Origin of the sequence: Carnobacterium sp. FSL E2-0243 (genome assembly GCF_038003605.1) — a bacterium.
Classification (GTDB): domain Bacteria; phylum Bacillota; class Bacilli; order Lactobacillales; family Carnobacteriaceae; genus Carnobacterium; species Carnobacterium maltaromaticum.
This window is the reverse complement of the sequence record NZ_JBBOPM010000001.1, coordinates 2,704,275-2,724,759: the sequence shown is the minus strand read 5'-3', so window position 1 is coordinate 2,724,759 and position 20,485 is coordinate 2,704,275. Positions and strand designations below refer to the sequence as shown.

Genomic DNA, 20,485 nt, shown 5'->3' with positions numbered 1-20,485 from the left:
TATTAAATGGGAGGGAAAATGAATGAGTATAGGTCAAATTGTTCAAGTAATTGGACCCGTTGTTGATGTGGAATTCCCATTAGATGGATCGTTACCTGATATTAACAATGCCCTCATTGTCAAAAAAATTAAAAACAAAAACAAAGATACAAATGAAGTTCCAGAAACAGTTGTGCTGGAAGTTGCTTTAGAATTAGGCGACGGAATTATTCGTACAATCGCAATGGAATCAACTGATGGTTTACAACGTGGTATGGATGTTGAAGATACAGGTAAAGCTATTTCAGTACCTGTTGGTTCAGAAACATTAGGCCGTGTATTTAATGTTTTAGGTGAAACAATTGATTTAAAAGAACCTTTTCCAGCAGATGCAAGACGCGATGTAATTCATAGAGCAGCTCCAACTTTTGATGAATTAAGCAGTAGTACAGAAATTTTAGAAACTGGTATTAAAGTAATCGATTTATTAGCGCCTTATTTAAAAGGTGGTAAAATTGGTCTATTTGGTGGTGCCGGTGTTGGTAAAACTGTTCTTATTCAAGAATTAATCCATAATATTGCTGAAGAGCATGGTGGAATCTCTGTCTTTACAGGTGTTGGTGAACGAACTCGTGAAGGAAATGATTTGTACTTCGAAATGAAGGAATCTGGTGTTATTGAGAAGACGGCAATGGTGTTCGGACAAATGAATGAACCACCAGGTGCCCGTATGCGTGTTGCGTTAACAGGTTTAACAATTGCGGAGTATTTCCGTGATGATGAAGGCCAAGATGTGCTTTTATTTATTGATAATATTTTCCGTTTCACTCAAGCGGGTTCTGAGGTTTCAGCCTTACTAGGACGTATGCCTTCTGCGGTTGGGTATCAACCAACATTAGCTACCGAAATGGGTCAGTTACAAGAACGGATTACTTCAACTAGAAAAGGTTCAATTACATCAATCCAAGCGATTTATGTACCAGCCGATGATTATACGGATCCAGCTCCAGCAACTGCCTTTGCCCATTTAGATGCAACGACAAACTTAGAGCGTAAATTAACGGAACAAGGGATTTATCCTGCAGTTGATCCGTTGGCTTCATCTTCAAGTGCGTTAGCACCTGAAATTGTTGGAAAAGAGCATTATAAAGTTGCGATGGAAGTCCAACAAACATTACAACGTTACCGTGAATTGCAAGATATTATTGCGATTTTAGGAATGGATGAGTTGTCAGATAGCGAGAAGATTCTTGTCTCTCGAGCTCGTCGAATTCAATTTTTCCTATCACAAAATTTCCATGTGGCAGAAGCCTTTACTGGACAACCAGGTTCATATGTTCCTGTAAAAGAAACGATTCGTGGATTCAAAGACATTTTAGATGGTAAATACGACGATCTTCCAGAAGACGCCTTTAGAAGTGTTGGACGAATTGAAGAAGTTGTAGCAAAAGCAGAAGCACAAGGATACTAATCGAGGAGGGTACTCATGTCTGTTTTAAGAGTCAATATCGTAACACCAAATGGTCTTGTTTATGATCACAATGCTAATATGGTAGTTGCTAAAACACTTGATGGTGAAATTGGGATTCTACCTCAGCATGCTCCCATTATTGTGCCTTTACAAATTAATGAAGTTCGTGTGAAACGAACAGATAACCCAGAGCATGAAGATGCTGTTGCCGTTAATGGTGGCGTGATGGAAGTCCGCGATAATATCTGTACAATTATTGCAGATAGTGCTGAAAGAGAGCGAGATATCGATTTAAGTCGTGCTGAACGTGCGAAAGAACGTGCAGAGAAACGAATTGAAGAAGCGAAAGAGCATGAAGATCGTGATGAAATCGACCGCGCTACTGTTGCTTTACACAAAGCAATTAACCGGATATCTGTTTCAAGACATGGTAGATAAAAAGTTCGTTGAGCCGTTTAGCTCCGATAAGAAAATAGGAAAAATTGATAGGACGCTATTTGTCCTCTCGAATTTTTATCTTTTTCTCGAGGAGCTGGTTCAAAAGAGCTAGCCTAGATAAAAATAAATCCTCAGGAAATTTCTGAGGATTTTTACATACTCATTCTTTTAGAGTGAGATTTGTTTATTTATTTATAAAATTATGTTAGCATTAAAAATATAATCCATAAAAAAGGAGACCAGATATATGTCATTTTTAGGCGTACAATCTTTATTAGGAATCGTGTCACATATCATTTTTATCATGATGTCTTTTTGGGCTCTTCGTGGAATTCGCATTGAGAATTGGATCAAAAAAGGGTATGAAAGGCAAGCAAGAGTTTTGTATATTTTTTTATCAATAGTCATTGGTTATACAGTAAGTAGCTTCTTTTTAGAATTTATCAGTCTTTCTAAGAGTTTGCCTTATTTGTTAAAATAAGATGAAAAAGCGGTAATTTTTTCAGAAAACAGGTGAAATGATTGTTTCATGAAATCATTTCATGCTATAATGCTAGAAGCGGTCATTGGTTAGTAAATATCCAATGAAGCACTTAAGAGTTTCGGAGGGGTTTAAACATGGAAAAAATAATTGTTCGTGGCGGCAAACGTCTGGAAGGAACAGTTAAAGTAGAAGGTGCTAAAAATGCAGTATTACCAATTTTAGCAGCAACTATCTTAGCAAGTGTTGGGGAAAGTAAATTAACAAATGTACCAACATTGTCTGATGTATTTACAATCAATGAAGTGTTACACCATTTAAACTTAGATATTAACTTTAGTGAAAAAAATAAAGAGGTTGTTGTCAATGCAACCCATGAATTGAATTTTGAAGCACCTTTTGAATACGTAAGTAAAATGCGTGCGTCAATTGTTGTAATGGGTCCATTATTGGCTCGTTTAGGTCATGCTAAAGTTGCGCTTCCAGGTGGTTGTGCAATCGGAACAAGACCAATTGATTTACATTTAAAAGGCTTTGAAGCGATGGGTGCGAGAGTACATATCGAAAATGGCTTTATAGAAGCGTTCGCTGATGAATTAAAAGGCGCAAGAATTTACCTTGACTTCCCTAGCGTAGGTGCAACACAAAATATTATGATGGCTGCAACGTTAGCTAAAGGTACAACAGTCATTGAAAACGTAGCCCGTGAACCTGAAATTGTCGATTTAGCTAACTTTTTAAATCGCATGGGTGCAAAAGTTATTGGAGCAGGAACTGAGACAATTCGAATCGAAGGTGTCGAAGTTTTAACTGGTACAGAACATGGTATTATTCCTGATAGAATTGAAGCGGGCACGTTTATGGTCGCTGCAGCAATGACTAAGGGAAATATTTTTATTGAAGATGCTGTTGCAGAACATAATAAACCTTTAATTTCAAAATTAAAAGAAATGAATGTTTCAATTACTGAAGAAGAAAATGGCATGCGTGTTATTGGACCTGAAAAGTTGAAAGCAACTGATGTAAAAACGATGCCACATCCCGGTTTCCCAACGGATATGCAAGCACAAATGACTGCTGTTCAATTATTAGCAGAAGGTACTAGCACAATGACTGAGACCGTTTTTGAGAATCGCTATATGCATATGGAAGAATTACGTCGTATGAATGCGAATTTCAAAGTTGAAGGTCCATCATTAGTTATGTATGGTCCAACTAAACTGCAAGGTGCTGAAGTTGCCGCTACAGATCTTAGAGCTGCTGCTGCCCTTATTTTAAGTGGATTATGCGCAGAAGGTTATACTCGTGTGACGCATTTAGAATATTTAGATCGTGGGTACTTTGAATTCCATAAAAAACTGCAAGCACTTGGTGCGGATGTTGAACGTGTGAATGAAGAAGAAAATCAGCTAACTGAAGCAGAATTAGAAAAAATGTTTAACTAAAAATCAACCTAGGTGCTGATCGAAACTTTTAATAGTTTTGATCGGCACTTTTTGATTTAAGTCATAGAAGTAGGTAATAGCAGCGACCTACCAAATTTACCTCTTCTTTATTCAATCCTGAGCAAAGCCAAACAGCTTTTTAATGAGTTAAGGACTCAACTATCAAAAAACAATCATTTTTTATTAAATTTTTAAGAAAATCTCGGTTTCGGATTAAGGTTAGTTATGCTATAATAGAAAATTAGATGGCTATGTTTATTTATGTAGCCTAAAATTGAACGAAGAGCTTTGAGAGGAGAACAATAATAATGGCGAAAGATATAGGTATCGATTTAGGTACAGCAAATGTATTAATTCATGTAAAAGGAAAAGGGATTGTTTTAAATGAGCCTGCGGTAGTAGCTATTGACACAACAAATGGTCAAGTATTGGCAGTAGGAGAAGAAGCTTATCGAATGGTAGGGCGTACTCCAGGAAATATCCGGGCAATTCGTCCTTTAGAGGATGGTGTTATTGCTGATTTTGATATTACGGAAGCTATGCTTTCTTATTTCATTAATAAGTTGAATGTGAAAGGATTCTTGTCAAAACCGAATATTTTAATTTGCTGTCCAACAAATATTACCTCTATTGAGCAAAAAGCCATTATTCAAGCTGCTGAAAAAAGTGGTGGGAAAAACGTCTATCTCGAAGAAGAACCAAAAGTTGCCGCAATTGGTGCTGGAATGGATATTTTTCAACCAAGTGGAAACATGGTAATTGATATAGGTGGAGGAACTAGTGATATCGCTGTTTTATCAATGGGAGATATCGTAACTAGTCGTTCATTAAAATTAGCTGGTGACAAATTAGATAGTGAAATCACACAGTATGTGAAGAAAAAATATAAATTATTGATTGGTGAAAGAACTGCTGAATCAATTAAAATTGAAATTGGAACAGTTTTCCCTAAAAATCGTTCTGATTCAATGGATGTTCGTGGTCGCGATATGGTCAGTGGTTTACCAAGAACAATTACGATTACTTCTGATGAAGTTCAAGAAGCACTAAATGAATCAATGATGCTAATTGTACAACAAGCAAAAGATGTTTTAGAACAAACTCCACCAGAATTATCAGCGGATATTATTGATCGCGGGATTATTTTAACAGGTGGTGGTGCCTTGTTAGATGGAATTGATCAATTATTTGCGGAAGAACTAAAAGTTCCAGTTTTTGTTGCGGAGCGTCCATTAGATGCAGTCGCATTAGGTACAGGTATCTTATTGGAAAATATTAGCAAAAAACGTCGTTAATTATTTTATCTCTGATAGCGACTTATATCCTATATATAGGAATAATGCTTAGTTAATTGAATGAGGTGGAAATAATGCCAAATAAGAAAGAAAAAATGGGAGCAATTCCAACACCTCTCAAGGTATTAATTGTCATTGTTGTGATTATTCTAACGTTTTTAATTGGAGCAATGATTGGATTTGGACTATTAGGTGATGGCAATCCTTTTGCTGTTTTTAGCCAAAATACTTGGGAACATATCTTTAGCTTTTTTACAAAAGGACCAAAAAATTAAAAAAAGTGCTAAATTAGTTTATCTAATTTAGCACTTTTTTTGTATAGTATAGTTAAAATAAAAATTAAAGAGTTGTTTTTGCATAGAGTCTACTATAGAAAGGTGTGAGAATAAATGAATCAAGTTACTTTGGTTGGCCGTTTAGTTAGAGAGATTCAATTACAAGAGGTAGGGGAAAGTAAGTCAGTTGTTAATAATACAATTGCTGTACAACGTATTTTTAAAACCGAACAACAACAGCAAGCTGATTTTATTCCACTTGTTGCTTGGGGGAAAGTTGCAAAATTATTAGATTTATATTGCGAGAAAGGGGATTTAATTGGTATTAATGGAAAGATGCAATCACGAAGCTACATCAATAGTGAAAATATTACTATATTTGTTGTAGAAATGCGTGTTGAAGAAATTCAATTTTTACAAAATAAACGAACGGAAGAGACAATAGCGATAGTTGAACCTTAAAAAGCTCTGCCTTACTTGTTAACGAACTGTAATAGAGACAGGTTCTGGCTTTTTCTTTTCTTATTTATAAATAAAATAACGTTATAATTTGTGATGATTACTAAAAAAATGTAATATTAAAAAGGGTTTTTTTGACGTATAAAAATAATTAGAAAACAAAATGTGAAATTTTTTGAAAAATAATAGATAACAAAAAAAGTGATAGAATTAGGAATGGTTTCGATTTCAAATTTTAGTTTCAAAAAAACTAAAATAAATTAAAAAAAATGAATTGTCAGAAAATTTACAAGTATAACGGGTTTTTCTTTGAATAGGGGTGGGCCGTCACATAGGCTTAATCAATGAGTAACCTAGGGCTTAGATAGAAATGGTATTATTTTCTTCATAGCGAACAGGAGGAAAATAAACATATGAAAAAAAGAATTCTATCGATTGCTATAGCATCTACATTATTTGTAGGTATAGCAGGAGTATCTTCTGCCTTAGCAGCAACATTAGATGATAACTCAGAACAGGTGGTACCTAAAAATGTAGCAACACTATCTGGACAAACTGTGTTAGCTAACTTAACTACTCAAAAAAACTCTAATAATGATTCAAAGACTATTGTACAAGAGCTATTAGCAGCTCAAACTTTAAAAGATCAAACACCAAGTATGTCAAAAGTAACTAAAGTAGAAAAAACACCTACAGTTGCAAATTATACTGTAGAAGCAGGAGACACTATTGAAAATATTGCTAAAGCATTTGAAGTTTCATTAGAAGATTTAATGAAATGGAATGCTGGATTAACGATTGATTCAATCATTCAAGTTGGTCAAACAATAAAAATTCAAACTGAAAAAGATCCAACTACTATTGAAACTTCAAAATTATCTTGGGAAGCACCAGCACCAGTTGTTGAAGTAGCACCAGAACCAGCAGTAGTTGCAGAAGCACCTGTTACTCAACCAGTAGAGGCAGTTGCAGAAGTAGCACCAGCACCAACTGTTGAAACAACTCCAACTGCAGCGGCACCAAGTGGGCGTGTCGTAACTGTTTCAGCTACAGCATATAGCACAAGCGAACCAGGAATGTCCTCGTTTACAGCACTTGGCATTGATTTAAGACAAACGTCAAATGTAATTGCTGTTGACCCTAATGTAATTCCATTAGGAAGTCGTGTATTCGTAGAAGGATACGGTGAAGCCATTGCTGGTGATACAGGTGGAGCGATTGTTGGAAATAAAATTGATGTTCATTTTGCAACAGTTGATGCATGTTATCAGTGGGGTGTACGTTCAGTCCAAGTTACTATTTTAGATTAAATAATCAAAGCTGTACCCAAATAAAAGGGTGCAGCTTTTTATTTTGCTATGAAATAGTAGTAGGTGCCGTATAGCAAAGTCATTTGCTGGATATGAATACTTTATGAAGAAAACTTGATTCTTTAACGAGTTACTTTGTTTCAACCGATAAAAATAGTATAATGAAAAGTGTGAAGGTGAATCGAATCGAAAAGAGGGATAGCAATGAAAATATTAATGATAGAAGATAACCAATCTGTTTGTGAAATGATGGAAATGTTTTTTTTGAAGGAAAATTGGGATGCTACGTTTAAACAAGACGGAAAAGAGGGCTTAGATACTTTTTTAGAGCAGCCAGATTCTTGGGATATTGTGACACTAGATTTAAACTTACCAACAATGGATGGAATTCAAATCTGCCGTGAAATTCGTAAAGTATCGGAGACCGTGCCGATTATCATGTTAACAGCTAAAGATTCAGAGAGCGATCAAGTGATTGGCTTGGAAATGGGCGCAGATGACTATGTAACGAAGCCTTTTAGTCCACTAACACTAATTGCCAGACTGAAGGCGTTACACCGTAGAGCAGATTTAACTAGCCATGAAGAAGTACCAAAGCATAAGTTGGATGAAGATTTTGAAGTGGCAACAGATCATTTGAAAATTAACACAAAAACACGAGAAGCTTTCTTATTTGAAAAGCCGATTGAAGGATTAACACCAAAAGAATTTGAATTGCTTTATACATTAGCTAAAAGTCCAAAGCAAGTTTTTTCTCGAGAGCAGTTACTAACATTAGTTTGGGATTATCAATATTATGGGGATGAACGAACAGTTGATGCTCATATTAAAAAATTACGCCAAAAAATTGAAAAAACAGGTCCGCAAGTGATTCAAACAGTTTGGGGAGTGGGCTATAAATTTGACGACAGCGGAGTTGAATAGCTATGAAATATCTTTATCAGCAAATGTTAGCCTTTTTTGCAGTAATCATGACGGTCTTAGTTATTTTAGGGTTTTCTTTTCTTAAATTTACAACAGATACTGTTCAAGAAAATTTGGAGAGTCAGTTAAGTAGTTATGCCAACACTATTATTGAAAATCGTTTAGTTGAGAATGCCGAATGGGCGGAATTATTATTACACAACCAAGGTGTTAGGATTTATGTTACGGACACTAATAAGCAAATTATTTCGCCAAAGCGAGATAAAGGCAAATATTTAAATATATCAGATGCAGATTTGAAGGAATTAACTAAAGGGAACGAAGTTAGCTCAAAAGGTGATTCTCCGATTGATTTATTAGGAAATAAAAATAAGCAATTATGGGTTTTAGTGCCCTTTGTCTATACCGAGACGCAAGAATTTGCGGGGATTGTGTATGTGGATGCGCCCATGAGCAATATTAAGGGAAGTATATCCGAGCTGAAAAAAAATCTTTATTTTGCGTTAGTTATTTCAACGATCTGTGCGTTAATACTCAGCTTTGTTTTAGCACAATATCAAGTCAAACGGATTAATCGCTTGCGTAGTGCAACGCACCGAATTTCAAAAGGTGATTTTGATGTCCATTTAGAAAGTAAAGATCGTGATGAATTTGATGATTTAGCAGAAGATTTCAATACGATGGCTAGCTCATTAAAAGAATCAAATGAAGAAATAGAGCGTCAGGAGAACCGGAGAAGGCAGTTTATGGCAGATGCGGCTCATGAGATGAGAACGCCGTTAACAACCATTAACGGGCTTTTAGAGGGTCTAGAATACGACGTTTTTCCAGAAGAGCAAAAAAAGCGCAGTATTACATTGATGCAAAATGAAACTAGACGCCTCATTCGTTTAGTTAATGAAAATTTAGATTATGAAAAAATTCGTTCCAATCAAATCACTTTAAGCCGTTATACATTTAACGTCCATGATGCCTTGGAAAGCATCGTCCAACAATTGAGCGGAAAGGCTGAAGAATCAGGTAACAAACTTACACTTGATTGTCCTCGAGAATTGACTGTGTACGCTGATTATGACCGTTTCGTTCAAGTGATAGTGAATATTGTCCAAAATGCGATTCAATTTACAAAGGATGGTCAAATTTCAGTTATGGGATTAGCAGGTTTAAAAGAAACTGTGATTGAAATTACAGATACAGGGATTGGAATGACTGCTGAGGAAGTCAAAAATATCTGGGAACGTTACTATAAAGCAGATGTTTCTAGAAAGAACACAAAATTTGGTGAGTCTGGTTTAGGCTTGGCTATCGTGCAACAATTAATGAATTTGCATGATGGGAAAGTAACAGTTGAAAGTGTTCCAGATCAAGGTACTACATTTAGATTAAGTTTTCCAAAAGAAGTGATTGATGAAGGAACTACTGAAAAATTAGAGAATCCTGATTTAAAAGCTTAAGTAAGAGTGCATTTGGTAGTTAAATTTTTATAGATATAGAAAAATCCGATTAAATATAGGAGAATTTCTCCTATATTTAATCGGATTTTATTCATTTTAACAGGTAATAACTAATTAAAGATCTGCTGGAGATAGTTGGATATCACCAAGATTAGCAATATTATCATCCGATGTAAGAACAATAATTGAGAGACCTTTTTGTTTAATTAAGCTTTTAAAAATCATAATCCAATTTTTTAATTGAGTTCCATTTTCATTCTTTAGCCAATCATCAACTAAAATTATTTTTTTTTCAGCACATAAACTTGCAATTAATTGAACTTCCTTTTTTTGTTCATCTGTTAGAGAATCGATTTTTTTATTTGCTAAGTCAGGAGAGATATAACTTTCTTCCAAAGCATCTAATATAAGCAATTCAGGAGAACGGAGTTTAGGTTTCGCTAATTTTACAGTTAATAAAATATTCTGTAAAATCGTAAAGTAATGAATAAACGCAGGTTCTTTTAGAATATATCCAATCTTTTCCCGTTCAGAAGAACTGAATAACCTAGTTAACGATTGAATCACTTTTTTTTCTTGTTTATCATTTCCAATAGCAATGGTATAAAGAGACTGTTCAGTAAATGGAAAAGCAGTGTTCTTTGATTTTAAATGAGTCATCATGATTTAACGTAACCTCCTGTATGAAAATAAAAAGTTTGTTGGACTGGTTAGGCTTGGCAAGAAAATAGGAAAATCTGATAGGACGCTTTTTGTCCTCTCTAGATTTTATCTTTTTCTCGAGGAGTTGGCAGAAAAGAGCTGGTCTGATAAAAAGCTCTTTAAGTATGCATGGTCATCCGTATTTCAAAGGATTTCGATTAAGAAACCATAAGGCTGCTGGTGACATACACAATAGTGTGAATAAATTCATTCCTAAGGCAAACTGAACGAACCTCTGAGGGTTTGTTCCAATAGTTTGGTTAGCATCTGTTAAGGTGACTGTATTAAACTTTGAGACACCTTCTTTATAGGGTTGCGGATTCTCACTTGGTAATTTATCATCCTGCGTAGCAGATATAATAGTTGAATTCGTTTGAATAAGGAAATGTTTTTCAGTCTTTCCAACAAAATTTTGCTCAATTTGATTGAGTTGTTGTGCCACAGGTTGCCGGAAAAAGACGCTTGTAACAAATAAAAACAATAAAAAAACATTTAATAAAATTAGATTTTCTAGCACGAGTTGAAAAAAGATTTTTCTTTTCTTTTCGCCAATTAAACGAAAATTTAGAAGCTCTTTTCTTCTAAAGAAAAGTAATAGTCCATGGAGAGCAGTAAAGCCAATTGCACCAAATACAATGGTAAATAAAAGGAGTTGGCCGACTATATCTTGTTTATGCTTAATTGTTTCAGCTAATGACTGAAAAAAATCTGTATTAATTGTTAAATCGCTTTGCTTTAAATTTAAGGTTTCATTTATAGTATCTAAAGAAAAATTAAGTTGAGTTAACATTGAGAATAAGAAAACTAAAATTAAACTGAACGCAACATACAGAAAGAAAACAAGAATGCTTCTCATAGGCGTATGTCGAATACGTAAAACAGCCCGTTCGAAAATAGTCATTGTGTATATTCCTCCCTCATTGTTAGTCTATTATCTAAGTATAATAAAAGAGTATGAAAAAAGTGTGAACAGTTAATGCATTTTTAGCATTTATTTAAGAAAAATAAAAGACAAAAAAAGAAGGTAAACCAGGTGATGTATCAACCCGTTTACCTTCTTTTAAACTAGTTATTTTGTAGCGTCTTCCTTTGCAGCTTCTGCAGCGGAATCTGCAGCAGCTTTAGCTGCTTTTTCAGCATCGGTCATTAATTCAGGAGCATCTGTTTTATAAAGTTCAACAGTAGATTGTCCATCTTTTTGATTGATTAAGCTAGTATTTTCATCGCCAAGTTTTTTAGCAGCTTCTTTCAATTGATCAACTTGATTTTTATAATTAAAGACAGTTGGATCAACAGGAGTGAAGTTAGCAGGGGTGTAATAACGTAATAAATCACTATTGATAATACTATCTGAGAGATTTAATTGTTTTTCGACTCCAGTTCGTAATACTTCGACTTCAGCTAAAACTTCTTCGCTAGGATCAGTGATTAAAGCTCCTGTTTTAGTATCGTAAATTTTAGTTCCCATAACCGTATATTTTGGTGTAACAAAGCTTCCGTTACGGAAAGCGACAGTTTGATCATGTTCAGGAGAAGTTAAATCTGTCCCAAACTGGATAAATCCATCTTCATTTGTCGTATCAACACCTAATAAATGTAATAGGGTAGGCAAGACATCAATTTGTCCACCAAATTCACTTTTAATACCACCGTTTGTTTGACCAGGGATATGGTACATAAATGGTACACGTTGGACTAAAGCATTGTCATAATCTGTCCATTCTTCAGAAGTTTTCCCAAGTAGGGGTGCTAATGAAGGATTTCTTGAATTAGAAATACCATAATGATCTCCATAAAGGACAATCATTGAATTATCATATAAGCCTGAAGCTTTTAAATAATCAAAGAATTCTTTAACGGATTGATCTAAATAATGAGCAGTGGCAAAATAGCCATCAATAGTGCTATCACCCGTAGTTGCTCTTGGAAACTCAACATTATCATCATCTAGTGGATACGGGAAATGATTCGTTACAGTTAAGAATTTAGCATAGAAAGGTTGCGGCAACTGTTCTAAATACTGAGTAGATTCTTGGAATAATAATTTATCTTTTAATCCATACTCCAATGTGTTCCCGTCAGAAACATCATAATAACTTGCATCAAAGAAGTAATTAAATCCAAAAGATTTGTATGTGTTATCACGATTCCAGAAAGAGCCGACATTTCCATGGAAAACAGCACTTGTATAGTTGCCGTTATCACGTAAAATTTGTGGAGCAGCTTGGAACACATTACTTGAACCAGCTTGAGTAAATGCTGAACCTTGAGGCAATCCAAATAATGAATTTTCTAATAGTGTTTCTGCATCACTCGTTTTACCTTGCCCAACTTGATGGAAAAAGTTCTCGTAAGATGTAGTACTTTGATCATGGTATAAGCTGTTTAAGAAAGGTGTAACTTCATGTTCAACACCATTTTCATCTTTTAATTTATAATCAATTAAAAATTGTTGGAAACTCTCTAAATGGATATAAATTACATTTTTTCCTTTTGCTGAACCAAAAGTAGCGGGGTTAGCAGCTGCGCGATGTTCATTTAGATATGAGATAACTTCATCCATATCTGAACTATCAGCATTTGCTTTCACCTGATTGGCTTGAGCGGTTTTGATTCCGTCATAAACAGTAAAGACATTTAAACCTAGATATTTGACAATATAGTTACGGTCAAAAGTACGAGTTAATAGTTGTGGACGATTGCTTTCAGCAATGCTAAGATTTGCTCCAAAAATAGCAACAGATAAAACTGTCATAGCAAATGCATAGCGTTTTTTGAATGGGCGAGGGTCCATTTTCACTTGTTTAGATAAAAGTAATCCTAATAAGATAATAAAATCTAGGATGTAAAAAATATCAGCAAATGAAGTTAAGGCAAAAGCACTTGTATTTAAGCCACCAGCAACACTTTTAGCCCCTAACATGGTATTTACAGTTAAAAAGTCTGTAAACTCACGATAGTAAATTACGTTTGAGTAAAGTAAGGCTGTTGCTAATAAGTACAAAACAAACAGTGCAATATAGGCCCGACGTGTTTTTTTGAAATACAACGCAATTGAAAAAATGAACAATGTGGTTGCAACTGGATTAATGAACAAAATAAATTGTTGTAAGGGTCCAGTCACCCCTAATGAGAAGGCTGTTTGATAGCTATAATAAGTTTTAGCCCAAAATAGTAAAACAGCGAGTGTGAAAAATCCTAATCTTGTATTCAGTATAGCTTGTGTTTTCTTTATCAATTTCAATTCTAGCGTCCTCCTTAGAAAGTAGACAAGTTTGTAGGTTACATTAAAAAAAGAAGTTCCATGTCTAAATAGTCACGTCTTCTTTCTAACTGTCAATAAATATATCACTTTATATTTTACCTTTTTGACCAGAGAAAGTCAATTTTTCTATCTGATTAACAAGAGAATGAAAGGCTGTTTTAAAAGCTTTTTAAAGGGTGTTTTCATTTTAAAGAAATCTTAACCTTCATTTTTATCTTTTTTTATCAAATTCAGTTATAATAGTGGTAACAAAAAAGAAGGAGGTTCCCAAAAATATGTTTTTTTTACAAAATTTATATGAGTTTACAGAGTCAAATTTTGGGGACACTATTAATCACTTTCCTTTAATTAAACTTATTTTCTATAGTGTTGATCGTACACTTCGTTATTTTTTAGTCTGGCTTTTAATTAGAGGTATTTACCTACTATACAAACATCTGAAGGGAACTAAAATCAGAGTTGCAAGAGAATTTGTTGTTCAGTTTTTCGTGTTCTATGTAATTTTGTTATTTCAACTAACTGTGTTTCGTGGGGAATATAGTATTACAAATGTCTATATTGAACTACGCCCCTTAAGTGAAGTGAATTGGCAACCATTTACCGAAACATTTAAACTAACACAAGGAACATCTTTGTTTGATTTTTACTATAATTTATATGGAAATATCTTTTGGTTTATTCCGTTAGGTTTCTGTGTGGCTTATCTTTCACAAAATAATCATCCGTTTTTACGCACATTTTTTATCGGTTTATTTTGTTCAATTGCTATTGAAACAATGCAGTTCTTATTTAGGACAGGTATCGCAGATGTAGATGATGTAATGTTCAATACCACAGGAGCGCTAATCGGTTTTGTATTATATGAAGTTTATTTCTTGCTAAAAAAATTATTTTCCAAACAAAAAAGACGAAAAGAGGCAGTCTGACTGTTTTTTTCGTTTTTTTTTTGAGAAAATAACCACTTTTAATTTTTTCTAAAAGCTGTGCTATAATAGGAAACAAAGGAATCAGAAAAGAGTGGATGCATCGATGAAAAGAGAAATCTGGCAAGTGAACCTTAAAATTTTATGGTTTGGTTGTTTTTTAGCTGGAGTTGGATTCAGTTTAGTCATGCCTTTTATGGCTCTTTATATTGATACTTTAGGTGATTTTACATCTAAAGAAGTGAGTATGTGGAGCGGAATTACTTTTAGTTCAACTTTTTTTGTGACGGCAATAGTAGCGCCTTTTTGGGGGAAACTAGCAGATCGAAAAGGGCGAAAGCTCATGCTTTTACGAACAGCACTTGGAATGGCAATTGTGATTGCTTTAATGGGTACGGTCCAAAATGTCTATCAATTAATCGGATTGCGTTTGTTACAAGGTTTTTTTTCAGGTTTTATTTCTAATGCGACAGCTTTGATTGCCACTCAAGTACCAAGGGAAAAAAGTGGTGCAACATTAGGGACACTTACAACTGGAAGTGTGACAGGAACATTGATGGGACCACTAGCTGGTGGAACGATTGCTGAATTTTTTGGTTTTCGAATTACTTTTTTTATTACTGGCTTTTTATTATTTTTAGTTTTCTTATTGTGCTTGTTCTTTGTAAAAGAAAATTTTGAACCTGTTTTAAAAGAAGACGAGTTATCTGGTAAAGCCGTTTTAGCAGAGTTGAAATTTCCACGAGTCATTATTGGCATGTTCGTTACAACAATGATGATTCAAGTTGCCGCTAATTCAATCAGTCCGATTTTAAGTTTATATGTGAAACAATTAGCCGGTGAATCCTCCAATGTAGCCTTTATTAGTGGCATTGTTGCATCTGTTCCAGGAATTGCCACCTTACTGGCAGCACCTCGTTTAGGTGCGCTTGGTGATCGAATCGGAAGTGAACGAGTGTTGAAAGCTGGGTTACTATTTTCAGTCATTATTTTAATTCCGATGGCTTTTGTGACCCAAGTTTGGCAATTAGCTGTTTTACGGTTCTTGTTAGGGGTATCAGATGCAGCTTTAATTCCAGCAGTTCAAGCTATTCTAACAAAAAATACCCCGCATGCTGTGGCTGGTAGGATTTTTAGTTATAATCAATCATTTCAAGCAATGGGAAATGTGATGGGTCCGCTGCTCGGATCGGTTATTTCAGCTAGTTTAGGATTTAGTGGAGTCTTTTTAATTACACCGCTATTTATTATAAGTAATTTCTTTTTAGTACAGCGTAATACTAAAAATATTAAAAAAATTCAATCAAATAAGTAATTTGAGTAAAGAGAGATAAAGGGGTTTTAGGTAAAATGGAAAAAATAATGGTGAAAATGCAAGCAACAAATAAAATTAAAAGTGGCTATCCACTGCTTGTGAAGGGTGATTTTGTTAAAGAACCAAGTGTTACAGAAGGTACCTTGGTTGAACTAATTGACCAACAAAAGAAATTTGTTGCTAGTGCCTATTTAGCTAAACAAAATAAAGGCGACGGTTGGATCTTATCTCTAAATCCTCAAGAAAAAATAAATCAAAAGTTTTTTGAAAAGTTATTTCATTTAGCTGGAAGCAACCGGACATTTTTAGAAGCCAATGGTGATACGACGGCTTATCGCTTTTTTAATGGTGAAGGAGACGGTTTAGGCGGATTGACAATTGATTTTTATGCAGATTACTATGTTTTTTCATGGTACAGTGAAGGTATTTATACACATCAAAAAATGATTATAGAAGCTTTTAAGTCAGCAGTTCCAGCTATAAAAGGTATTTATCAAAAATTTAGATATGATACAAAAGGCCAAAATGATGAGAGTCATGTATTTGGTGAAAAGGCTCCAGAACCCTTGTTGGTACAAGAAAATGGCATCCAATACGCAACTTATATGAATGATGGTTTGATGACTGGAATTTTCCTAGATCAACGAGAAGTTCGTGAAGCCATTAGGGAAAAATATGCTGTGGGTAAAACTATTTTAAATACATTCAGCTATACAGGTGCTTTTTCAGTAGCTGCAGCCATGGGTGGTGCTTTAGAGACAACGAGTGTAGATTTAGCTAATCGTAGTTTACCTAAAACTAAAGAACAATTTGAAGTTAATGGAATTGATCCAGAAACACAAAAAATTATTGTGATGGATGTTTTTGATTATTTTAAATATGCATCTAAAAAAAAATTGTCTTTTGACACAGTTATAATAGACCCACCAAGTTTTGCAAGATCTAAGAAGCGAACTTTTAGTGTGGCAAAAGATTATTCAAAATTACTAGAAGAAGTGATTGAGATAACGAATAAAAATGGTGTAATTGTTGCTTCAACAAATGCAGCCAATGTAACAATGGAGAAATTTGAAGGATTCATTAAGAAAGCTTTTGCAAATAAAAATTGCCAATTTGATTGGCTTGAAAAGTATCAACTGCCGAATGATTTTAAAATAAATACTCATTTTCCTGAAGGCGACTATTTAAAAGTCTGGATTTTACGTAAAAAATAAATAGATTTCGACTGATTAGACAAACGAGTCATACTTGTTTGTCTATTTTTTTCGACTTTTTTTAAGTTTGATTTAAGCTTGGAAAGGTATAACTAATGCAGAGCACAAGTAAAGTGTTTCTATATTGAAAGTAAGCAGGGGGAAAGTAGTATGAATTTTATCAAACGAGCACTATTAAGTACTAAAGTAAAAAAAGGACGTTCATTTTTATTGTTATTCATTTTTTCTGCCATCTTAATTTTTGTGTTAGCAGGGTTAACAATCCAAAGTGCTGCCAATGTAGCTACATCTGAAGCTAGAAAATCAATGGGAGGTTCTGTAACCTTAGGAGTCAATCGTGAAAATACATTAAAAAAATCAACTGAAGAAACGAGTAGTTTAGAAACCACAGAAACTCAAAGACCAACTCCTGGTTCCTATGAATCAACGCCTGTTGATTTGACGGTTGCCACTAAAATAGCGGCGTTAGATCATGTTGCTAGTTATAACTTTATTTCAACAACTTCAGCAGGAGCGGAGTCTTTCGAACCCATTTCAAGTAGCGATTCAACGGAAGCAACGACTGAAACCCAACAACCAACTGGGGGACCAGGAGGTGAAGGTAGCGAGAGCGAAAGAGGCTCAAATTTTGGACCAGGAGCAGCCCAAGGTGATTTAAATGTTCAAGGTGTTCTATCGACAGAAAACTTAGCGACTTTTACAGACGGAACAAGTACATTGACAACTGGAACAGCCTTGACTAAAGAGGACGTAAATAAAAATGTTGTTTTAATCGAAAAAAGTTTAGCTGAAGCCAATGACCTGGCTGTTGGCGATACAATTACTATTTCTAATCCAACAGATGACACAGTCACATATGAGCTAAGGATTCAAGGAATTTATGAGACAACAACAAGTGACAATGCAATGGCGGCTAATTTTAATTTCTTAAATCCTTCGAATCAAATCTATGTCCCTTACACCTTTGCCAATACTTTAAAAGGCGCAACATATGATAATGGGGTTGACTCAGTTATCTTTAATTTAGATGATCCAGAAAATGTCGAAAGTTTTGTGAAAGCTGCAGAGGCAACCGGTTTAGATACTGAGACCTATAGCTTACAAACAGATACAGCCGTTTATGAGCAAATGATTAAACCGATTGAAAATGTCTCAAGCTTTGCTAAAAAAGTTGTTTTATTAGTAGCGATAGCTGGTGTTGTCATCTTATCACTAATTATTATGATGACAATTCGTGAACGCAAGTATGAAATGGGCGTTTTACTCTCTTTAGGCGAAAAACGTTGGAAATTAATTGCCCAATTTTTCACTGAGATTTTGATGATTTTCTTAGTTGCGATGTGTGTAGCTGGAATTAGTGGGAAATATGTTGGAACAATCGTTGGCCAACAATTACTAGATCAACAAACAGCGACAACAACAGAAACGACTGAAAATACAGGACCAGGTGGCGGCAATAGTGAACCACGTGGCGGAAATATGGGCGGATTTAGAAATTTTGGTGCAGAAAGTTCCACAGCAGCGAAACAAATAGATGAGCTGAACGTAACTGTTTCAACAAATGACTTAGTTAAACTAGGGGGAATTGGATTAGGAATTTGTTTCTTGTCCATCATGATTTCATCAATAGGAGTTATTCGTTTAGAACCAAAGAAAATTTTGACAATGTAAAAAGATAGGGGATGTTTAAATGATAACAGCAAAAAATGTCGGGTATTGGTACGATAAAGGGAATATACCTCTTTATCAGCATGTGAATTTAACGTTTGAAAAAGGCGTTTTATACAGTATTTTAGGCAGTAGTGGATCTGGTAAAACGACTTTTTTATCTTTACTAGCAGGATTAGAAAAGCCTAAAGAAGGGGACATACTTTATGAAGGTACGTCCATTAGTAAAATGGGTTTGACTAAATTTCGCAATCAAAAAGTTTCGATTGTTTTCCAAGCCTATAATTTATTACCCTATATGACTGCTTTACAAAATATTGTAACAGCAATGGAAATCACCCGTTCCAAAGAAACGGATAAAAAAGCTTATGCGCTAAAAATGTTGAAAAAGGTCGGTATCTCTGAAGATTTAGCAAATAAAAATGTGATGAAACTCTCAGGTGGACAGCAACAACGAATTGCAATCGTGCGGGCGATGTGCACGGACACAGAATTGATTGTTGCAGATGAACCGACAGGAAACTTAGACGAGGAAACTTCTCGTGATATCATCCATTTATTTCAAGAGTTGGCTCATAAAGAAAATAAATGCATTATTTTGGTGACGCATGAAAAAGAAGTAGCGAATGAAAGCGACGTGTGCATCCAATTAAAAAATAAGGAATTCACAACTATTATTTAAGTACCAAAAAGGCGTTCTCAGATAAATTGAGAACGCCTTTTACATAATCTAAGCTAATCAGCAACATTTAAATCAAAGACATCAATGTTGTCTAAACCACCATAGATGTCATACCAGGGAACAGCACCATCCGCTAAAATGCGATTCAAAGTCTCAACGTTATTTTTCCCAGTGGTATCTAACCATTGGATTAAACCGGTTTTCCCACCTTGAGCATATGCTGAAACCCCATCAAACCAAGTGGCTCTCCCACCTAGAATTCCACTATATTGTGCACCGGCCTCTTTAGCAAATCTTAGTTCTGCTTGAAAAGTTTTGGTAGGGACGCCAGCGCTTAAATAGATAAAAGGCCGCGTTGCTGCATCGCTAGCCTCTTTAAAGTAAGCCAACGCTTCATCTCGAGAATAAACTTGCGGATCACCATTTTCTGTATAGCCTTCAACATACTTGAAAAGGACAGGCACTTCTACTTTTAGTACATCTATATGATATTTATCTTTAGTTAATTCTTTGATTGTATCGATAACTTTTTTCGGTTTGATTTTTGCAAATTCAGGACTGTGATCATCGGTAATATCATTATCATAAACGATAGGCTCTACGAAAACAGGAATATCAGCAGCCCGAGCTTCATCACCAAGTCTTTCTAGAAATCCCAATTTTTTTTGAATAATTTCATCCTCTTCATCGGGGTTAAAGTAGACTAGAACTTTCGCTGCATCAGCACCTTTAGCAATTAATCGTTGTGCTGACATTTCAGGAATTAACTCAGGTAAGCGACCAGGTGTATGCACATCATAGCCTGTTTTTTCATAAGATAAGATTAAACCAGCTTGCTCATTTTTATCAGATATTCCTTTAAAACCGAGTTCTTCATCAAGTAAAATAGCACTGACATATTTAGTTAGTTCTTGTGAAACGAGCCCTTTGAATTCATAGACCATTTCAATAGTATAATTTTCTGAACCCACAGCTTGTTCCATCATTTTTTTCATAGAACCACGTTGATCAATTGCTAATGCAGCAATCACGCCATTTGAGTTAGATAATTGTTGCATTTTTTCAAACTTGCCTCTTGAAATTCTTTTCTTTGTCATGAAAAATCCCTCCAATATCAGTTTCATTAATTGTAGTCCTCCTATTTCTAAAAGACAAATGAAACGCTAGATAAACAAAACCTTTACC

19 protein-coding genes are annotated in these 20,485 nt (G+C 34.8%); 15 read left to right on the top strand and 4 right to left on the bottom strand.

Annotation, left to right across the window (positions count from 1 at the left end; all coding sequences use genetic code 11):
* Positions 1 to 22: 22 nt before the first annotated feature.
* The 10 genes from atpD to MHI00_RS12965 all read left to right on the top strand — a co-directional run bounded on the left by atpD (position 23) and on the right by MHI00_RS12965 (position 9,531).
* The gene (gene atpD / locus MHI00_RS13010; RefSeq protein ID WP_010054325.1) at positions 23 to 1,450 is read left to right on the top strand and encodes a F0F1 ATP synthase subunit beta; all 1,428 of its coding nucleotides are present in this window, start codon (positions 23 to 25) and stop codon (positions 1,448 to 1,450) included.
* A 15-nt stretch (positions 1,451 to 1,465) separates the two neighbouring features.
* On the top strand, positions 1,466 to 1,888 hold the full coding sequence (locus MHI00_RS13005) for a F0F1 ATP synthase subunit epsilon (protein ID WP_010054326.1): 423 nt from the start codon (positions 1,466 to 1,468) through the stop codon (positions 1,886 to 1,888).
* A 247-nt stretch (positions 1,889 to 2,135) separates the two neighbouring features.
* Positions 2,136 to 2,369: a DUF1146 family protein gene (locus MHI00_RS13000; RefSeq protein ID WP_010054327.1), complete on the top strand. Its 234-nt coding sequence runs from the start codon at positions 2,136 to 2,138 to the stop codon at positions 2,367 to 2,369.
* A gap of 137 nt (positions 2,370 to 2,506) precedes the next feature.
* Positions 2,507 to 3,814, top strand: a complete 1,308-nt coding sequence (gene murA, locus MHI00_RS12995; protein WP_010054328.1) for a UDP-N-acetylglucosamine 1-carboxyvinyltransferase — start codon at positions 2,507 to 2,509, stop codon at positions 3,812 to 3,814.
* 308 nt (positions 3,815 to 4,122) lie between these two features.
* Positions 4,123 to 5,109, top strand: coding sequence for a rod shape-determining protein (locus MHI00_RS12990; RefSeq protein ID WP_010054329.1), 987 nt, complete (start codon positions 4,123 to 4,125; stop codon positions 5,107 to 5,109).
* A gap of 74 nt (positions 5,110 to 5,183) precedes the next feature.
* Positions 5,184 to 5,384: a DNA-directed RNA polymerase subunit beta gene (locus MHI00_RS12985; protein ID WP_010054332.1), complete on the top strand. Its 201-nt coding sequence runs from the start codon at positions 5,184 to 5,186 to the stop codon at positions 5,382 to 5,384.
* Positions 5,385 to 5,498: 114 nt separating this feature from the next.
* Positions 5,499 to 5,846, top strand: coding sequence for a single-stranded DNA-binding protein (locus tag MHI00_RS12980; RefSeq protein ID WP_010054334.1), 348 nt, complete (start codon positions 5,499 to 5,501; stop codon positions 5,844 to 5,846).
* A gap of 410 nt (positions 5,847 to 6,256) precedes the next feature.
* Positions 6,257 to 7,153, top strand: coding sequence for a 3D domain-containing protein (locus tag MHI00_RS12975; RefSeq protein ID WP_157454885.1), 897 nt, complete (start codon positions 6,257 to 6,259; stop codon positions 7,151 to 7,153).
* Positions 7,154 to 7,357: 204 nt separating this feature from the next.
* On the top strand, positions 7,358 to 8,077 hold the full coding sequence (locus MHI00_RS12970; protein WP_341114128.1) for a response regulator transcription factor: 720 nt from the start codon (positions 7,358 to 7,360) through the stop codon (positions 8,075 to 8,077).
* A gap of 2 nt (positions 8,078 to 8,079) precedes the next feature.
* The gene (locus MHI00_RS12965; RefSeq protein WP_057000567.1) at positions 8,080 to 9,531 is read left to right on the top strand and encodes a sensor histidine kinase; all 1,452 of its coding nucleotides are present in this window, start codon (positions 8,080 to 8,082) and stop codon (positions 9,529 to 9,531) included.
* Between the two features lie 114 nt (positions 9,532 to 9,645).
* Here MHI00_RS12965 and MHI00_RS12960 read toward each other — a convergent pair whose 3' ends face one another.
* The 3 genes from MHI00_RS12960 to MHI00_RS12950 form a co-directional block, all read right to left on the bottom strand.
* Positions 9,646 to 10,194, bottom strand: a complete 549-nt coding sequence (locus tag MHI00_RS12960; RefSeq protein WP_135054266.1) for a hypothetical protein — start codon at positions 10,192 to 10,194, stop codon at positions 9,646 to 9,648.
* 172 nt (positions 10,195 to 10,366) lie between these two features.
* Positions 10,367 to 11,134: an FtsX-like permease family protein gene (locus MHI00_RS12955; RefSeq protein WP_010054343.1), complete on the bottom strand. Its 768-nt coding sequence runs from the start codon at positions 11,132 to 11,134 to the stop codon at positions 10,367 to 10,369.
* Positions 11,135 to 11,302: 168 nt separating this feature from the next.
* Positions 11,303 to 13,477, bottom strand: a complete 2,175-nt coding sequence (locus MHI00_RS12950) for an LTA synthase family protein (protein WP_341114124.1) — start codon at positions 13,475 to 13,477, stop codon at positions 11,303 to 11,305.
* Positions 13,478 to 13,773: 296 nt separating this feature from the next.
* On the opposite strand from MHI00_RS12950, the gene MHI00_RS12945 reads away from it, so the two are divergent.
* From MHI00_RS12945 to MHI00_RS12925, 5 genes are all read left to right on the top strand, one after another.
* Positions 13,774 to 14,424 (top strand): VanZ family protein, encoded by a 651-nt coding sequence (locus MHI00_RS12945; protein WP_010054348.1) that lies wholly within the window; start codon positions 13,774 to 13,776, stop codon positions 14,422 to 14,424.
* Between the two features lie 103 nt (positions 14,425 to 14,527).
* On the top strand, positions 14,528 to 15,736 hold the full coding sequence (locus MHI00_RS12940; RefSeq protein ID WP_010054350.1) for a multidrug efflux MFS transporter: 1,209 nt from the start codon (positions 14,528 to 14,530) through the stop codon (positions 15,734 to 15,736).
* 35 nt (positions 15,737 to 15,771) lie between these two features.
* Positions 15,772 to 16,950: a class I SAM-dependent rRNA methyltransferase gene (locus tag MHI00_RS12935; RefSeq protein WP_341114122.1), complete on the top strand. Its 1,179-nt coding sequence runs from the start codon at positions 15,772 to 15,774 to the stop codon at positions 16,948 to 16,950.
* A gap of 150 nt (positions 16,951 to 17,100) precedes the next feature.
* Positions 17,101 to 18,621, top strand: coding sequence for an ABC transporter permease (locus tag MHI00_RS12930; RefSeq protein WP_341114119.1), 1,521 nt, complete (start codon positions 17,101 to 17,103; stop codon positions 18,619 to 18,621).
* A gap of 19 nt (positions 18,622 to 18,640) precedes the next feature.
* On the top strand, positions 18,641 to 19,300 hold the full coding sequence (locus tag MHI00_RS12925) for an ABC transporter ATP-binding protein (RefSeq protein WP_010054353.1): 660 nt from the start codon (positions 18,641 to 18,643) through the stop codon (positions 19,298 to 19,300).
* 53 nt (positions 19,301 to 19,353) lie between these two features.
* Here the strand turns inward: MHI00_RS12925 and MHI00_RS12920 are convergent, their stop codons facing one another.
* Positions 19,354 to 20,397 carry a tagatose 1,6-diphosphate aldolase gene (locus MHI00_RS12920; RefSeq protein WP_057000573.1) on the bottom strand — a complete coding sequence of 348 codons (1,044 nt, stop codon included), beginning with the start codon at positions 20,395 to 20,397 and terminating at the stop codon, positions 19,354 to 19,356.
* Positions 20,398 to 20,485 lie beyond the last annotated feature (88 nt).

Coding starts and splice junctions, on each gene's coding strand:
- atpD (WP_010054325.1), top strand. CDS start 23: ATGAGTATAGGTCAAATTGTTCAAGTAATTGGACCCGTTGTTGATGTG.
- MHI00_RS13005 (WP_010054326.1), top strand. CDS start 1,466: ATGTCTGTTTTAAGAGTCAATATCGTAACACCAAATGGTCTTGTTTAT.
- MHI00_RS13000 (WP_010054327.1), top strand. CDS start 2,136: ATGTCATTTTTAGGCGTACAATCTTTATTAGGAATCGTGTCACATATC.
- murA (WP_010054328.1), top strand. CDS start 2,507: ATGGAAAAAATAATTGTTCGTGGCGGCAAACGTCTGGAAGGAACAGTT.
- MHI00_RS12990 (WP_010054329.1), top strand. CDS start 4,123: ATGGCGAAAGATATAGGTATCGATTTAGGTACAGCAAATGTATTAATT.
- MHI00_RS12985 (WP_010054332.1), top strand. CDS start 5,184: ATGCCAAATAAGAAAGAAAAAATGGGAGCAATTCCAACACCTCTCAAG.
- MHI00_RS12980 (WP_010054334.1), top strand. CDS start 5,499: ATGAATCAAGTTACTTTGGTTGGCCGTTTAGTTAGAGAGATTCAATTA.
- MHI00_RS12975 (WP_157454885.1), top strand. CDS start 6,257: ATGAAAAAAAGAATTCTATCGATTGCTATAGCATCTACATTATTTGTA.
- MHI00_RS12970 (WP_341114128.1), top strand. CDS start 7,358: ATGAAAATATTAATGATAGAAGATAACCAATCTGTTTGTGAAATGATG.
- MHI00_RS12965 (WP_057000567.1), top strand. CDS start 8,080: ATGAAATATCTTTATCAGCAAATGTTAGCCTTTTTTGCAGTAATCATG.
- MHI00_RS12960 (WP_135054266.1), bottom strand. CDS start 10,194: ATGATGACTCATTTAAAATCAAAGAACACTGCTTTTCCATTTACTGAA.
- MHI00_RS12955 (WP_010054343.1), bottom strand. CDS start 11,134: ATGACTATTTTCGAACGGGCTGTTTTACGTATTCGACATACGCCTATG.
- MHI00_RS12945 (WP_010054348.1), top strand. CDS start 13,774: ATGTTTTTTTTACAAAATTTATATGAGTTTACAGAGTCAAATTTTGGG.
- MHI00_RS12940 (WP_010054350.1), top strand. CDS start 14,528: ATGAAAAGAGAAATCTGGCAAGTGAACCTTAAAATTTTATGGTTTGGT.
- MHI00_RS12935 (WP_341114122.1), top strand. CDS start 15,772: ATGGAAAAAATAATGGTGAAAATGCAAGCAACAAATAAAATTAAAAGT.
- MHI00_RS12930 (WP_341114119.1), top strand. CDS start 17,101: ATGAATTTTATCAAACGAGCACTATTAAGTACTAAAGTAAAAAAAGGA.
- MHI00_RS12925 (WP_010054353.1), top strand. CDS start 18,641: ATGATAACAGCAAAAAATGTCGGGTATTGGTACGATAAAGGGAATATA.
- MHI00_RS12920 (WP_057000573.1), bottom strand. CDS start 20,397: ATGACAAAGAAAAGAATTTCAAGAGGCAAGTTTGAAAAAATGCAACAA.